Origin of the sequence: Dyadobacter linearis (assembly GCF_907165045.1) — a bacterium.
GTDB lineage: Bacteria > Bacteroidota > Bacteroidia > Cytophagales > Spirosomataceae > Dyadobacter > Dyadobacter linearis.
In genome coordinates, this window is sequence record NZ_CAJRAU010000006.1 from 340,818 (window position 1) to 356,366 (window position 15,549).

The window sequence follows — 15,549 nt, forward strand, 5'->3', positions numbered from 1 at the left end:
AATGGAAAGTCCAGCAGAAATCCTTCCCGGCGTGATCTTTTATTCTTACCTCTCTACTGAACGGCGGGAGAAGGTCTGTTTCTGGAACCACCATACGCTGATTTTGCAGGTTTCGGGCCAATTCACGCTAGAAACATCTGTGCAAACCATTTCAATGAACGGGGGTGAAATGCTGCTGATCGGCAGAAACCAGCTCGGTACGCTCACGAAAACGCCGGCCGCCAGCGATCCTTCGGCCGGCGGAGGCCACTACGAAACAATCGTAATTTCCCTGCAGGAAGATCTCATGCGCAGGATTGCGCTGGAAGAAAAGCTGGAAGCTCAACAGAAGTATATTGGTCCGCCCAATCTGCTGATCCCGTCCAATGAGTTCCTGCGGGGATATTTCCAATCCATTATCCCGTACGCCCGAAACTCCGGGGCTGCCATGACAGACGAAATGGGTATATTAAAAGTAAAGGAAGGGGTTAAATTGCTGCTGCTTGCACTTCCGGGGCTTCGCAACTTTTTGTTCGACTTTTCCGATCCCAGCAAGATCGACCTGGAAAAATTCATGCTGAATAACTTTCATTTCAATGTCCCGATCGAGAAGTTCGCGCAGCTTACCGGTCGCAGTCTGGCCGCATTCAAGCGCGATTTTTTGAAAACATTCGGTGCCCCGCCCCGTCACTGGCTGCAAGACAAACGGCTTAACGAAGCCAGGCACCTCATCGAAACCAAACATGTAAAACCTTCGGCTATTTATCTTGATCTGGGCTTTGAAAGCCTGTCGCACTTTTCACATTCTTTTAAAAAGAAATTTGGCTTCGCGCCTACTTCACTGGTTATTTAAGAAAAATGAAATCAATTCTCATCTATTCCTTTCTCGTTTTCTCTGCATTGCAGGCCCTTGCTCAGTCGAATCAAGAGATTTTCTTTGCGGATGTGACCATTTATGTGGAGGGTGGCAAATACTATCTTACCGGTTCCAAAGGCGGGGGCGACGGGCCGCAGGGATTCGCTTTCTTAGAATCAAAAGAACTGAAAACATGGGCGGTGCCTGCGAAATCGCAGGATTCGCTTGGTATGATCCTGACCAAAGGCGACAATACATTCGGCACTAAGGGTTTCTGGGCACCGCAGATATTCAAAGATAAAGGTACTTATTACCTCACTTACACGGCCGATGAACAAACCGTTTTGGCTGAGTCGAAATCGTTATTAGGTCCATACAGACAAAAAGAAGTCGGGCCTATTGATGGGTCTGAAAAGAATATCGACTCCTATATTTTCAAGGATACTGATGGTAAATACTATCTCTATTGTGTGCGTTTTGATAGAGGAAATTACCTGTATGCAGCCGAGTTTGACATGAAAACCGGAAAGACAAGGCCCGAGACCCTGAAAAAATGTTTTGAACAGACAGAACCCTGGGAAGCTACGCCAAATTACAAATCGGCGCCTATCATGGAAGGCCCGACCGTTATTAAACTAAAAAATAAATATTACCTATTCTATTCCGCCAACCATTTCGAGAACATCGATTACGCGATTGGCTATGCCGTAGCCGATTCACCATATGGTCCGTGGATTAAAAATGAGAATAACCCCATTATCCATCGCTCGATAGTTGGTGAGAACGGATCGGGACACGGTGATCTTTTTGAAGGGATTGACAAGCAATTGTATTACGCATATCACATTCACAACGCATCAGACAAAGTAGGCCCGCGCAGAACGCGCATCGTGCCGGTAGTGAAAGAATGGGATGAAAAAGCAGGTGTTTATAATTTCAGCGTAAAAGGAAAAGAGGTAATTGTACCGGTGATGGCCGAGAAATAGGAGTCGGTCAGTAAGTATCTCTTGTGAATTCCTTTCTCGGTAAAGCTCATTTTATTTTCAGATACTGAACCATTAAAAACGTGGAGCATACCCAGCAGCAAGAGCAGAAGTGGGGTTTCTGGCTTTTCATGTTAAATTATTTTAGTCTGGATTCAATTGCCAGATCTCTTCTCTTTAAGACGCTGAATACACCCGAAACTACTTTCAGCCAGTATTTCATCACGTTCATTATTGCGGTCAGTTTGACTTTCGGAATCAAATATGTGCTACGGCATCGACCCTGGAAGGATAAGGTTTGGACTACGGGCATTATTGTCATGATTTCGCTCGCCTTGTACATTCTCAGGTTTGTTTAACTACCACAACTTGTTACCTATATTATCGCGTAATAAGGCAATGCGTAATATCCGGGAATGGGACGTTTCGTTGAAAATTTCCAAAACTCCCGACGAGCTCCCTGTTTCTAGGAAAAACAATCGATAGTAAATATTTGCCCCGCTGGGCCCTTATTCAATGAACTCGGCTGCCTTTCTAGAAACAGGAAGCCCCGCTGGGGCTATGCCGTAAATGTCAAACGTAATTCTAGAAACAGGGAGCCGCTCTGCGGCTATGCGAAACTCTATGGAGTGAGGCTGGGAATTGATTCGGTAAATGAGCTCCGGAGGAGCTCCCTGTTTCTAGAAAAACAATCGATAGTAAATATTTGGCCCCGGCGGGGCCTCCTGTTCCTTTTTGATTGCAATTCACAGGATCCCGGCGGGGCCTCCTGTTCCTTTTTGATTGCAATTCACAGGATCCCGCCGGGGCCTTATAAATCCGGCTGCCTTTCCCAAAACAGGAAGCCCCGCTGGGGCTATGCCATAAATGTCAAACGTAATTCCAGAAACAGGAAGCCGCTCTGCGGCTGTGCGAAACTCTATGGAGTGAAGCGGGAAATTGATTCGGTAAATGAGCTCCGGAGGAGCTTTCTGTTTCTAGAAAAGACAATCGATAGTGAATATTTGGCCCCGGCGGAGCCTCCTGTTCCTTATTGATTGCAATTCACAGGAAGCCCCGCTGGGGCTATGCCATAAATGTCAACCGTAATTCTAAAAACAGGAAACCGCTCTGCGGCTATGCTAAACTCTATGAAGTGAGGCGGGGAATTGATTTGGTACATGAGCTCCGGAGGAGCTCGCTGTTTCTAGAAAAACAATCGATAGTGAATATTTGGCCCCGGCGGGGCCTCCTTTTCCTTATTGATTTGCAATTCACAGGGGCCCCCGACGGGCCCTTATTCAATGAACTCGGCTGCCTTTCTAAAAACAGGAAGCCCCGCTGGGGCTATGCCGTAAATATCAAACGTAATTCTAGAAACAGGGAGCCGCTCTGCGGCTATGCGAAAATCTTGAAGTTAGGCGGGAAATTGATTCGGTAAATGAGCTCCGGAGGAGCTCCCTGTTTCTAGAAAAACAAACGATAGTGAATATTTGGCCCCGGCGGGGCCTCCTGTTCCTTGTTGATTGCAATTCACAGGGGCCCCGCTGGTGCCTTACCAATGAACTCGGCTGCCTTGCCAGAAACAGGAAGCCCCGCCGGGGCTATGCTATAAATGTCAAACGTAATTCTAGAAACAGGGAGCCGCTCTGCGGCTGTGCAAAACTCTATGGAGTGAGGCGGGGAATTGATTTGGTACATGAGCTCCGGAGGAGCTCCCTGTTTCTAGAAAAACAATCGATAGTAAATATTTGGCCCCGGCGGGGCTACGCCATAAATGTGAAACCTTTCCAGAAACAAGGAGCCGCTCTACGGTTGTGCGAAATTCTATGAAGTGAGGCGGGGAATTGATTTAAATACATGCAATGAAACGCGATTGACGAAATCGGTTCTGGAACGGAAATTGCTAAACGAACTACATTCATCAACATTAACCATACCATGAAAAAAATAACAACAGGTATCGCCGCATTGATGCTTATTGCAGGCGGAACGCTTTATGCACAAAGTACGACCAATCAAAATATGCCGAAACAGGGATCAAATACCACAACCCAGCAGGGTAGCTCCACTTCCGGAACACAAAATAACAGCACTACCAACAATGCAATCAATCCTACGGGACAGCGCACTGGTAGTCAGGATATTCCGGCGACGCAGAGCAACAGCGGAACCCAGGATAATTCGAACTCAGGAACGCAGAATAACAAGACAACCAACAACGCTATAAATCCCACAGGACAGCAGCCTGCGAGCCAGGGTAATACCAATTCCGCAATTCCGAACAACAGCGGTACGCAGGGAACCAGCGAAACCTCGACTCAGTCGCAGGGAAGCAGCGCTGGGGGCACTTCAGCGTGGCCGCAGGCAACAGGTACCACAGGTGCTATCACACCTCAGTCGCAGACGCCCGCAGCAGGTAGCAATACGGATAAAACAAGCAATACTACCGGCACCCAAACCCAGGGTAACAGCGCAAACGGAACATCCGCATGGCCGCAGGCAACAGGTACCACAGGCAGCCCGGTTCCTGCCAACGAAACGGATTCGACCAAAAGTAATCTGAACGAAAGCTCAGGCAATACATCAAAGTCTGATATGTCGGACAGCAAATCGAAAAAGAAACGGAAAGATAAAAAAGGGACTTCCGATCCGAATTGATCCGAAGTATAACTTTTGAGAATAACCCTGACTGTCAGAAGTCGGGGTTATTTTTTTGTTTGAATTACATTAAAAATCAATCCTTACCGCGCATTACCCGCAAAGCGAGCCGCCGCTGCCAGTACATAATCAGGATTGGCGAAAGGAGTTCCAGAACCAAAGAGGCGCTGATAAAAAAAGGCGGTATACCCAATTCGTAGATCGATATTAACCTCGCAAGCCCACCCAATAATATTGCGCCGCAAATCACCCTGCACGCAAAAGTCTCCTTTTCAATTACCGGTAGGATACAATAAAATGATATCGCAACTGCGACAGACACAGCATTCAGGAACCGCAAGTTACTATCCAAAACCAGGTCAGCCGGAAGCGTCTCAGAAAAGAGTGGATTATAGATCCCCGCTAATCCCAATATGCCCGACACCAGCGGAGCAGCTGCTAAAATAGCAATCACGATCTGGAGTGTCCTCTTGCTTTTGAACATATAGGGTATTTAAATCCTACTTATTTGGGTTGAATCTCGTTCAGTCTGCTGACTTGCAGTGTGCCCGAATTGATAGCAGTGAATAGCAGTCGTTTCTGATCAGCGCCCTTTATAAAAATACTGTTCCTGGCATCGCCTTTAATTATCAATCCGCTTTCGGCACAATCCGTTGCCGTGAATTGCCCTTTTCCATTTCCGAGCAAAAGCAGCCCGGTTGACGCATCCTGTCTGCCCATATTCACTTCGTTGGGATAAAAATTACCCGTCAAAATCACATCTTCGTGCCCGTCCGCATTTACATCCGCTGTAACTATGCCAAAAACCGGCGATTTCTGGGCTTCTATGGGCAATGCATGGACTTTGAAATTTCCCTTACCCATATTTTCAATGTAAGCACTTTGCAGATAAGTTACCTCTGCTGAATAGGCGTCTTTCAATTCATCGGCCGAAAGCAGATCATCAAAGGTGACCTGCGCATAATCTGCGTAATGCGGGAATTTGCGGCGAAACTGGATTACCTGCTGGTTCAATGCATCGCGCGGAACACTCGGATACCGCTTACCCTGGATGAAATAGCCCATTAGCGGGTCAAAAGTCCCATCGCCGTTAAAATCCTTTGCTACAATTTTGATAGGTTCTTTTTCAGAGGCGCGGTAAAATGTATTCAAACCTTCATTTCCGGCGATAAAATCAATATCCCCATCGTGGTCGAAATCACCGGCTGCCAGGCTGTTCCACCAGCCCGTAAACTGGTTTAATCCAGTTGCAGCTTTTTGAGATTGCAGTGATTTCCCCTTTTTGTTTTCAAATATCCTAATAGGCATCCACTCTCCGGCGAGCACAAGATCGTCAAATCCATCCTGATTAGTATCAGCCCATAGTGCGCTGCAAACCATGCCGATATTGCGTAGTTCGGGACAAAATTTGGAAGTGATATCCGTAAAATGCGGCTGGCCATTTTTTGAGTCGTTTCGCAGCAGATAACTGCTCGCGGGAAGCGGATATTTTCCCGGAATACTCCGACCACCAATGAAAATATCCAGATCGCCGTCTTTGTCAAAATCGTTGGTCACCATGCAGGAACTGCTCAGCGAAATCGCGGGAAAGGCAGTTTGGGCGGCTGGCGTAAAATTTCCCTTACTATCGTTCAGATACAGTTGTAAACTGTAAAAAGACTTTTCTGTCACAGGCAGCTCGTTTCCTCCATTCGAAACCAGCAGATCTATATCTCCATCCCTGTCCGCGTCCAGAAACACAGCAGCTGCATTTTCGTGTAAAGAATCCTGGGAAACGACACGCTTTTCAAACCGGCCCGATGCCATTTGCAGAAAAATTGTCGGCTTGTCTCCCCTGTAACTTCCACCCGCAAAAATATCTTCCAAACCATCTCCATTCACATCACCCGACGCGATTGCAAAACCGCTTTTGGACAGCATTTTGTGCATGGTAGCAGTTTGTTTGAAATCTATAAAAGTGCTTTCCAAATGCTGAAAATCAATATTCAGTTCTTTGGAAATGTCGGTAAAGTATGGTTGTGACTTCGGCTTGACTGGGACAGGTTTGTCCGAATATAATGCGTCTTTCTGGTTCATAATCAGGCGTTTAGTCGCAGCAATCTTTAATAGCTTTTGTGATTTTCCGCCCGGCCACACCACTTCCAGACTATCAATGAATGCTCCGTTTCCAATTCCAAAATGCAATACCGGATCCACCGAAGACTGAAACCCCCTTACCACGCTCAATTCCGCATATTGCTTCGTCTTGCCCGTCCAGATCGTAACCTTGCTGCCGATTCCCGACAGGTTTCCCTTTGCTCCTTTCAATTCAATGGTCAGGAAATTCGCTGTTCCTTTTTCGCGACTATTGTTTTGATATATAAATGGCTCTGAATCAATATTGTTCACCACCAGATCAAGGTCGCCGTCTCCGTCCAGGTCTGCATAGGCGGCACCATTGGAATAAGAAAGCTCATCGAGTCCCCAATCTTTGGAAGTATTGGAAAACGTAAGGTTACCGGCGTTTTTATAGGCGTAATTGGCGATCTGCACCTCAGGCACTTTTTCGATCAGTTCCAATGCATTCTGCTGCTTGAAATTATTGGTACCAAAATTTGAAAAATCTTCTTTAAACTGAATAAAATCACGATCTGTCACGTCGCGGCGGTAACCGTTTGTGATGAAAATATCTTTTTGTCCATCGTTATCAAAATCTGCGATCAGCGGCGCCCAGCTCCAATCCGTTTTGGCAATGCCGGACAACAAACCAATCTCACTGAACATCGGTACGCCACCCGGATCGGCAGCTCCCTGATGCAGCTGCAACATATTGCGCATATACTGCAACTGGTAACCATACTGATCAGAAATACTCATTTCCTTCCGGTCGTAATCCTGGCCGGCAAGCATTTTCTTCTGTCGGAAATTATCTTCCGGAAGCATATCCAGCTGGAAAATATCGGGGTAAGTGTCATTATTAATATCAGCAATATCCAACCCCATTCCGTACAGACTCGTATGCGCAGTCGCTTCGCGGATCACATTGTTGAAGCCGGGCATTCCTGCATTTTTAACACCACTATTCAGATAAAATATGTCACTGCTGATGAAGTCGTTTGAACAGTAAATATCTGGGTAACCATCTTTGTTCAAGTCACTTACAGCCAGCCCAAGCCCAAGTCCCTCATACCTCACACCCGCTTCTTTTGAAATGTTTGCAAAAACAGGAATACCATTTCCACCTGTTCCTTCATTGCGAAACAACTTACCGGTACTGGGATACGAACCGTCGTGATAGGTCTTGCGGAGGTAATTGGGATTTTGCAGATCGGGCGCGGAATTCATCATAAATGCATCCAGATCGCCGTCGAGATCGACATCGAAAAATGCAGTTTGAACCGTAAATGAAGCATCATTCAATCCATAAATTTTCGCCATTTCCTTAAATACCGGCACCTTATTTTCCCCAGAACCCTGATTTACAAAAAGCAGATTTTCGGTATCTGCGGCAGGCATCTTGATATGTTTTGCGACAGAAACATAAATATCAAGCAATCCATCCTGATTAATATCCACCATAGAAATTCCCGTGCACCAGCGATCCGTTTTCACTCCAGCGGCCTCCGTAATATCTTCAAATGCCCAATTTTTAGATAGTGTATCAATTTTGCTCAGATATAACCGGCAGCTCACCTGGTTTCCACCAAAGAAAATATCCGGCTTACCATCATTATTCACATCCCCGATCCCTACCCCGCCGCCATTGTAGAAGTTTGTAAATGTGAAGGGGTTAATAGAGTCGTTGGGAGTTAATGTATTGGAAAACCTGATTCCGGTTTCGGACGATTTGTGGGAGGTAAAAAGGGTTTCCTGCTGCTTTTTACAAGACCAATTGAGGAGGAGGAAGAAGATGTAGCTTAGGAAGATACATTTTTGCATAGCAATGAAGCTGGATTTTAAACTTGTCACCCTGAACTTACCGGGCGGCCGGTATGCTCAGGGTGACAAAAGATAAGTGATTAGTAAGAACTATCCCGTTCTAATATCCAGGATTCTGATCTCCCGGCTCAATTTTCGCATTATTATCAACTTCCTGCTGCGGAATAGGCAGTAATTCATGCTTGTTAGCCTGGAAATAAGCCAGCGGTTCTGCTTTTTGCTTGGCCAATTTTCTCCATCTCACAATATCCCTGTTACGGATCTGTTCGCCGCTGTGCTCCACACGTTTCTCGTGGACGATAGCTGCAAAAACCTGGTCTTTATTGGAAACAGGAAATTTGGCTGTCGGATAAGGCGGCATACTTACGCTTTTGCGCGCGCGGGTCATATTCAGATATTTCACGGCTTCGGCTGTGTTACCCAGTTCGTTCTCCACTTCTGCAAGTGCCAGGATCGTTTCGGCAAATCGCATGATGCGCTGGTTAATACCGCCCGTCAGAAACGATTCGTTCATTTTATACATGAGCGAATATTTCTGCCAGCTCACTTTTTGCGTCACACCGTCCACAACCGATGCATTACCATTTTGCTGGCCGTCGGTCAAAGTATTGGCGCCTTTGTTGTATTTCTCTCCTGTAAAATAGAAAGAGTCGTCGTAACGAGGATCTGTCTTCGCGTCGCCTTTCGACGTTTTTTCAAATTCTGAAAGCAAACTGTTAGAAGGGATCACATTACGCCACCCTATTGCCGAATATTCCTGGGTGCGTACCGTTTCTGTACCGGCAGTAGCGCCGTTTCCGTCACCGTCCCAATTGTATACACCTCCGGAAGGAAAGAAATTTACCTCAAAAATAGACTCTTTATTAAACTCTGTTTCTTCCAGGAAGTTGTCATTATAGTTATCAACCAGCGCATATACATTGGAATTGTAAACTTTCAGTAACTCCGTTTTCGCGCTGGCATAATCTCCTTTTTGCATAAAAACCCTTGCTAAAAGCATCTGAGCTGCTCCTTTTGTAGCCCTACCCTGGTTTGCCGCATCGTAAGTTGCCGGCAGGTCAGCCTGGATCGCCTGCAATTCGGAGATGATATAGGCATAAACTTCCTCCGCCGGAGCGCGTGGCAAGCTGCCGTCGACAGTCAGTACATAGTTCTTGTAAAGTGGCACCCCGCCCCACATACTCACCAGCTCATAGTAAGAATAAGCCCTCAAAAAACGCGCTTCTCCCAGCAGTCTGCCTTTTTCTGCGGCCGAAATGTCCGTCACTTTTTCCGAGTTGTCCACCACTGCATTGGCACGGTGGATCAGCCGGTAATAGGCAAGCCACACAGTTCCTAAAACCGAATTGACAGCGTCGTGCGTCCCCAGCAGCAATTGGTTACGCGGCGTTTCGAGCTGGCCGCCACCCGCCGCCACATCGTCGCTCCGAAGATCGTGCAGGAAAAACCACTCCCGGGCTACCAGGTTGTTCGATTTCAGCATGGAATACACACTCGTCACGCCGCTGTTCAGCTCAGCCCCGTTTTTGTAGTAACCCTCCACGGTCACACCGTTTGGGTTGGTTTTTTCAAGGACATCGTCGTTACAGGCGAACACGATGCCAAACAGAAAAACATATAGGATAATCAGTCTCTTTTTCATTTCAATTCCTTTAAAAGTTTCAATGTCAAAATCCTACGCTCAATCCTACCTGCAAAGTTCTCGGCTGCGGATACATGCCGTAATCAATCCCGTTGATCAGCTGTGTTGCGGTATCGGTTGAAGATCCGTTCACGCCAATTTCAGGATCCAGTCCTGAGTACTTCGTGAAAGTCAGCAGGTTCGTTGCGGAAACGTAAATCCTTGCTTTCGTGATGAATTCATTTGTCAATGCAGATAGTACTTTCGTTGGCACAGCATAGCCGATGCTGATATTTTTAATCCGCATATAGGACCCGTTTTCCACAAAACGATCACTTGTACGACTGTTGTTGTTTGGGTCGCCACTGATCGCTCTTGGCACATCGGTATCCGTGTTGGTTGGTGTCCATGCATTCAGAACCTCCGTTCCTGCATTGAACAACCGCAGCATTCCCTGCTCGATCACCTTCGTTCCATTGTAAATTTTGTTACCCTGAACACCTTGCAGATACAATGTAAAATCGAAGTTTTTATAATTCCCTCCCAAATTCGCACCGTAGCTGAACTTTGGAATAAAGCTGCCCAGATAAGTCCTGTCCGCAGGCGTGATCTTGCCGTCGCCATCCCGATCTTTGAACCGGATATCCCCGGGTGCAGCTGCGTCCTGGTACTTGGTTTTGTCATCTCCATCCAGCGAATTGGCAGCATTGATCTCGCCAGCGTTCTGGAAAATGCCATCTACCTGGTATCCAAAAAATGACTGAATCGGATGTCCTGCTTCGGTTTTTGTAATGTCGCCGCCCCCAAAGTCTGCATTAGCACCTGAGAAAAGTGTCGCACTTTCTGACGCAAGGCTCAGCACTTTGTTTCTGGTAATGTCGAGGTTTGCAGAAGCATTCCATTTAAAATCACCGTCGTTCTTGCTATAACCCAACTGAAATTCATAACCCCAGTTTTTCATACTTCCAATGTTTGACAAAGGAGAGGTAGAATATCCCACCGAATTCGGGATCGGAACCTGCAACAATAGCCCGTCCGTATTACGCTGATAAGTTTCCGCAGTGAACGTGACGCTGTTATTGAACAAAGCCAGGTCTACACCCAGGTTGGTCATCGTAGTACTTTCCCATTTCAGCTGCGTATTGGCAAGTGAACTGAAATATGAACCCAGCACCTTATTCCCACCAAAAACATAATTACTGTTATCAGCTGACACAAGCGCCTGCCAGGCATAGCTACCGATACCATTGAAACCGGTTTGTCCGTAACTCGCGCGGATTTTCAGTTCGGAGATCTGCGGAACTGATTTCAGGAATTCCTCCTCGCTGATACGCCAGCCCAGTGAAAGAGACGGGAATGTACCCCATTTGTTGCCCGGTGCAAAACGGGAAGAACCGTCGCGGCGAATGGAGCCGCTCAGCAGGTATTTTCCGGCATATTCATAATTCAAACGTCCCACATACGAGAGCAGCGAACTTTCATCTAATGTACTCGTAGCATTTGGGTTGGAAGCGCCCTGCAATTCGTCGATGTCATTATTCGGGCGATATCCCGATCCATTCAGAGTACTGGTGCGGAAAGTTTGCTTGTCCACGATCGCCGTTACATTCAGTAAATGTTTGCCAAAATTCTTTTCAAATGTCAGCTGGTTAGTCAGCACCGGAGAGAAAAAGCTCGTGCGGTTGTCCTGGATCTCGTATTGTGTACGCGATTTAAAACCATCATTATAAATAGGAAACTGATTAACAGTGTTCGCAGAAACGATATCTGCACCAAAACTGAACCGGTATTTTAAGAAGCTGGCCAATCGCACTTCTGCAAAAATAGAGCCGAGCAATTTGAGGCGCTGGTTGCGGGTTACATCCATCAATGCAATGCGGACCGGATTGTCGGGGTCACTTCCATCTGCGGCGGTCGGCGAGCTGTAACCGCCGGGTTTTGTCGGGTCATTAACAGGCCAGTAAGGCAGGTTCCGTATCATTTGCATCACCGCAGTACGGCCTCCTCCGAATCCCTGTTCGCCGCGCGATCTGTCATAAGATACGGTCAAAGTCTGCCCGATATTCAGAAATTTAGCTACCTGGTGATCCGAGTTGAGACGCACATTGGCGCGTTTGTAATTGGTACCTATCAATATTCCTTCCTGGTCAAAATAGCCCGCAGACGTAAAGAACCGGGAAACAGCATTGCCGCCGGAAACGGAGATCTGGTGCTGCTGGATCGGCGCGTTGCGGAACATTACGTCCTGCCAGTTGGTATTGGTTTGCGCAAAAGTCTGCGTCGCTCCCGCATAAATAGGCTGGTTCAGATCTGTCAACCGGCCTGGCATTGCAATGCCCGCGTTACCCAGCAGTGCCGTCGCATATTGCTTATATTGGTCTGTATTGAGCACATCCAGCTTTTTCCAAGCAGATTGTGTACCTACATAAGTATCCAGGTTTACATGCAGCTTTCCGTCTTTTGATCCTTTTTTGGTTGTGATGATGATCACCCCATTGGAAGCCCTTGAACCGTAGATCGCGGCGGAACTTGCATCTTTTAAAACTTCCAGCGATTCAATATCTTTCGGATCGAGGTTATTCAGGTCACCCGCAGGAATTCCGTCGATCACATAGAGCGGCCCGGAAGCGTAATTAATGGAACCGATCCCCCTTATACGTACAACCGGCGTTTGCCCAGGACTACCGTTATTGACCACGCGAACACCGGGCACCCGGCCCTGCAAAGCCTGTTCCGCGCTCACTACCGGCAATGCAGTCAGTTCTTTGGGCGAAACCGAAGATACTGCTCCGGTTAGCGATGATTTCTTTTGGGATCCATATCCGATTACCACCATCTCTTCCAAAGCCTGGTCTTCGGCGGTAAGCCGGATATCTATCCGAGTTTTGGTACCTACCTCGACTTCCTGTTTGGCATAACCTATAAAGCTGAATACCAGCACGCTGCTTGGTGAAGGCACGCTGAGTGAGAACTCCCCTTTCGTATCTGTGGTGGTTCCTACACTACTGCCTTTCAAAGTAACATTCACTCCCGGCAAAGCCTCGCCATTGTCGGCAGTAACCTTACCAGCAACCTGTTGATCTGCAAATCCTCCGGCCCATACGACCTGAAAAGACAGTAGTAGCAAAATCACAGACCCGCTTAACCATGTACCCTTGAAACAGGGAAAAGTTTGTAATCGATTTTTCATAGATTCGACTTAAATGTTAAGATGACACTTGTTAAACAGCACAAAATTTTCCCTGAAAGGAACAAAAGAAAGAACAGCACGCGGAATAAGGAACGCTGAATTTATCCAATTTTTCACCAGATAGATCCTATATACAAATATAAACTCTTTTAATTATCTGTCAAGGCTACACTTAATAAAAATATTATTTTTTTACGATTATTTATTATTCTTTGAACAGAGAACGGTTTACCTGATCAGGTACACGTTTACAGACTTTTTTACTTCTTCCAAAGTCTGCTTAGGCGGTTCAAATCCTGTGGGAACAGGTTGTTTGGCAAATGTCTGCAAGTATAAAACCCAGGCATCCCGCCACCAGATAGCCTCCCGCCGCTGAACTTTTAACCGGTCTGCAACTTCAGCATACACTTGCAGATCAAGACCTGGTTTAGCCAGGTCCCATTGCTGCTGCATCCACATGACGGAATCCGCGCCCGTGTAAAATCGGGTGCACAGTTCCTCCCACAACGTTCGTCCTGTATTCAGTTTTTTGTCCCAGCGTACATGGTGGAACCACAGGAGGTAAGGCAAAGGTGTCTGGTCGGGATTGTGCCATTGTTGCTGCACTTGCGGGCGATACTGAGCCAGTGCATTGCTTCCCGAAACTGTCCGGTCAAAGCCAAGCCCGATAGAATCGGCGCGGTGATAATATACGGCAGTCCAGTCGGGCCGTGAACCCTTGTTTTGCCAGGGTTCGGGCGCAAAGTGAACGCCCATCCAAGGACGCGAAAGGCCGATCGGCGTGTTATAATCGACGTAAATTTCTCTTGATCGCAACATTAATGCAGTAATGTGCCCACTTGCTTTTTGATTTTGGGTCAAAGTCAATGCAATCCATTCACGCGCGATCTGCTCCGAACTCAGCTGATGGTCCCAACTCAATCGTCCGAATGCATACCAGTTGGCCTGTGCCAGCGGATGCCCGGTCCAGTTCCGGCTGTTGCCCGTATTGGCCACGCCCGCCATTAGCGTGCGTGCGTAACCATGCAAGCTTCCATCGACCACTTTCGCCACGGTGGATCCGGCACCATTTACATAAGTATCCGAATCCAGGCATTCTTTAAAAATAGGTGCTTCGTAAACGGCGTGGGTGGCAAATCCCAGATATTCCTGGGTGATCTGAAATTCCATTCCCAGGGGCGTTTTTGGCATATTTCCAAAAAGTGGGGAAAACGGCTCGCGGGGCTGAAAATCAATCGGCCCATTCTTAACCTGCACGATCACTTTCGGATCAAATTTGCCGTCGAGCGGCACAAATTCCTCGTAAGCGGCTTTGAACCGATCCGCATTGGGATCGGCTTTGTAAACAAACGCCCGCCAGACCACAATCCCTTCATAAGGTTGGAATGCTTCGGCCAGCATGTTGGCACCATCCGCGTGCGTGCGCCCATAATCCTGAGGCCCAGGCTCTCCTTCTGAATTTGCTTTTACCAAAAATCCCCCGAAATCAGGAATCTCTTTATAGATCTGCGCGACCTTTTCTTTCCACCAGGCACGCACCTGCGGGTCGAGCGGGTCGGAGGTTTTGAGCCCGCCTAAGGTTTTTGGCGCAGCAAAATAAACGGATAAGTAGGTCTTTATCCCATATTTACGCATCACATTGGCTACCGCAGCAACCTTTGCAATGTATTCCTGAGACATGAATCTGGCGCTGGCGTTCACATTGTTCAGGACCGTTCCGTTAATTCCCAGAGACGCATTGGCCCGCGCATAATCCGTGTACCGCGGGTCTACACGCTCGGGCAGTTCGTACCATTTCCAAAGCGATTGTCCTGCATAACCCCGCTCGATGGTCCCATCCGGGTTATCCCAATGATTCAGCATCCGGTAACGCACTTTGGGGCTACTGGCAATGCTTAGTCCCTTGATCGGAAGCTGCATCTGCATGTGTCTCAACAGGGCAAATGTTCCGTAAAGAATGCCGTTTTCCGATTTCGAGCTGATCACAATGTTGCCTCCCGAAAGCTGAACCTGATAACCTTCGGCTGGCTTTGTTGTATCCGCGCCGGGTTCGATTCTGAATATAATTCCGCCCGTTTTTCCACCGGATGAATTGGTAACATTAACCGTTTTGCCCAAAAGCTTTCCCAGTCCCATTTGCAGTTCCCGCGACGCACTTTGCAGGATTTCGCCTTTTCCTGGTTGCGTGATAAATGTTGTGTATTTGAGATATTCAGCTTTTACGGATGCGGTGCTAACCGACTCATATTTAAGCCATAAACGATAACCATCATCGCCATCAGAAGCCAAGGGATCAGCCGCAAGGATTTTTGAGCAAATCAAAAAACAGCTGAAAATTGCGAGTAAATGCTTTCTGGTCATG

At 47.3% G+C, this 15,549-nt stretch carries 9 protein-coding genes; 4 read left to right on the plus strand and 5 right to left on the minus strand.

Going from position 1 to position 15,549, the window contains the following annotated elements:
• The first annotated feature begins 1 nt into the window (after window position 1).
• The 4 genes from KOD92_RS20615 to KOD92_RS20630 all read left to right on the plus strand — a co-directional run bounded on the left by KOD92_RS20615 (window position 2) and on the right by KOD92_RS20630 (window position 4,458).
• A complete protein-coding gene (locus KOD92_RS20615; protein ID WP_215235483.1) occupies window positions 2-832 on the plus strand; it encodes a helix-turn-helix domain-containing protein in 831 nt (276 codons plus the stop codon).
• 5 nt (window positions 833-837) lie between these two features.
• On the plus strand, window positions 838-1,821 hold the full coding sequence (locus KOD92_RS20620; RefSeq protein WP_215235484.1) for a glycoside hydrolase family 43 protein: 984 nt from the start codon (window positions 838-840) through the stop codon (window positions 1,819-1,821).
• Between the two features lie 80 nt (window positions 1,822-1,901).
• The gene (locus tag KOD92_RS20625) at window positions 1,902-2,177 is read left to right on the plus strand and encodes a hypothetical protein (RefSeq protein ID WP_215235485.1); all 276 of its coding nucleotides are present in this window, start codon (window positions 1,902-1,904) and stop codon (window positions 2,175-2,177) included.
• A gap of 1,561 nt (window positions 2,178-3,738) precedes the next feature.
• Entirely contained in the window at window positions 3,739-4,458 is a 720-nt protein-coding gene (locus tag KOD92_RS20630) for a hypothetical protein (protein WP_215235486.1), read from the plus strand.
• A gap of 76 nt (window positions 4,459-4,534) precedes the next feature.
• Here the strand turns inward: KOD92_RS20630 and KOD92_RS20635 are convergent, their stop codons facing one another.
• The 5 genes from KOD92_RS20635 to KOD92_RS20655 all read right to left on the minus strand — a co-directional run bounded on the left by KOD92_RS20635 (window position 4,535) and on the right by KOD92_RS20655 (window position 15,548).
• On the minus strand, window positions 4,535-4,942 hold the full coding sequence (locus KOD92_RS20635; protein ID WP_215235487.1) for a DUF4345 domain-containing protein: 408 nt from the start codon (window positions 4,940-4,942) through the stop codon (window positions 4,535-4,537).
• A 20-nt stretch (window positions 4,943-4,962) separates the two neighbouring features.
• The gene (locus KOD92_RS20640; RefSeq protein ID WP_215235488.1) at window positions 4,963-8,376 is read right to left on the minus strand and encodes a VCBS repeat-containing protein; all 3,414 of its coding nucleotides are present in this window, start codon (window positions 8,374-8,376) and stop codon (window positions 4,963-4,965) included.
• Between the two features lie 100 nt (window positions 8,377-8,476).
• Window positions 8,477-10,018 carry a RagB/SusD family nutrient uptake outer membrane protein gene (locus KOD92_RS20645; RefSeq protein ID WP_215235489.1) on the minus strand — a complete coding sequence of 514 codons (1,542 nt, stop codon included), beginning with the start codon at window positions 10,016-10,018 and terminating at the stop codon, window positions 8,477-8,479.
• 25 nt (window positions 10,019-10,043) lie between these two features.
• Window positions 10,044-13,187, minus strand: coding sequence for a SusC/RagA family TonB-linked outer membrane protein (locus tag KOD92_RS20650; protein WP_215235490.1), 3,144 nt, complete (start codon window positions 13,185-13,187; stop codon window positions 10,044-10,046).
• A 228-nt stretch (window positions 13,188-13,415) separates the two neighbouring features.
• Window positions 13,416-15,548: an alpha-glucuronidase family glycosyl hydrolase gene (locus KOD92_RS20655; protein ID WP_215235491.1), complete on the minus strand. Its 2,133-nt coding sequence runs from the start codon at window positions 15,546-15,548 to the stop codon at window positions 13,416-13,418.
• Between the last annotated feature and the right edge of the window lies 1 nt (window position 15,549).

Bases quoted from the DNA above. Each gene is read 5' to 3' on its own strand.
- KOD92_RS20615 (WP_215235483.1), top strand. From the start codon at position 2: ATGGAAAGTCCAGCAGAAATCCTTCCCGGCGTGATCTTTTATTCTTAC.
- KOD92_RS20620 (WP_215235484.1), top strand. From the start codon at position 838: ATGAAATCAATTCTCATCTATTCCTTTCTCGTTTTCTCTGCATTGCAG.
- KOD92_RS20630 (WP_215235486.1), top strand. From the start codon at position 3,739: ATGAAAAAAATAACAACAGGTATCGCCGCATTGATGCTTATTGCAGGC.
- KOD92_RS20635 (WP_215235487.1), bottom strand. From the start codon at position 4,942: ATGTTCAAAAGCAAGAGGACACTCCAGATCGTGATTGCTATTTTAGCA.
- KOD92_RS20640 (WP_215235488.1), bottom strand. From the start codon at position 8,376: ATGCAAAAATGTATCTTCCTAAGCTACATCTTCTTCCTCCTCCTCAAT.
- KOD92_RS20645 (WP_215235489.1), bottom strand. From the start codon at position 10,018: ATGAAAAAGAGACTGATTATCCTATATGTTTTTCTGTTTGGCATCGTG.
- KOD92_RS20650 (WP_215235490.1), bottom strand. From the start codon at position 13,187: ATGAAAAATCGATTACAAACTTTTCCCTGTTTCAAGGGTACATGGTTA.
- KOD92_RS20655 (WP_215235491.1), bottom strand. From the start codon at position 15,548: ATGACCAGAAAGCATTTACTCGCAATTTTCAGCTGTTTTTTGATTTGC.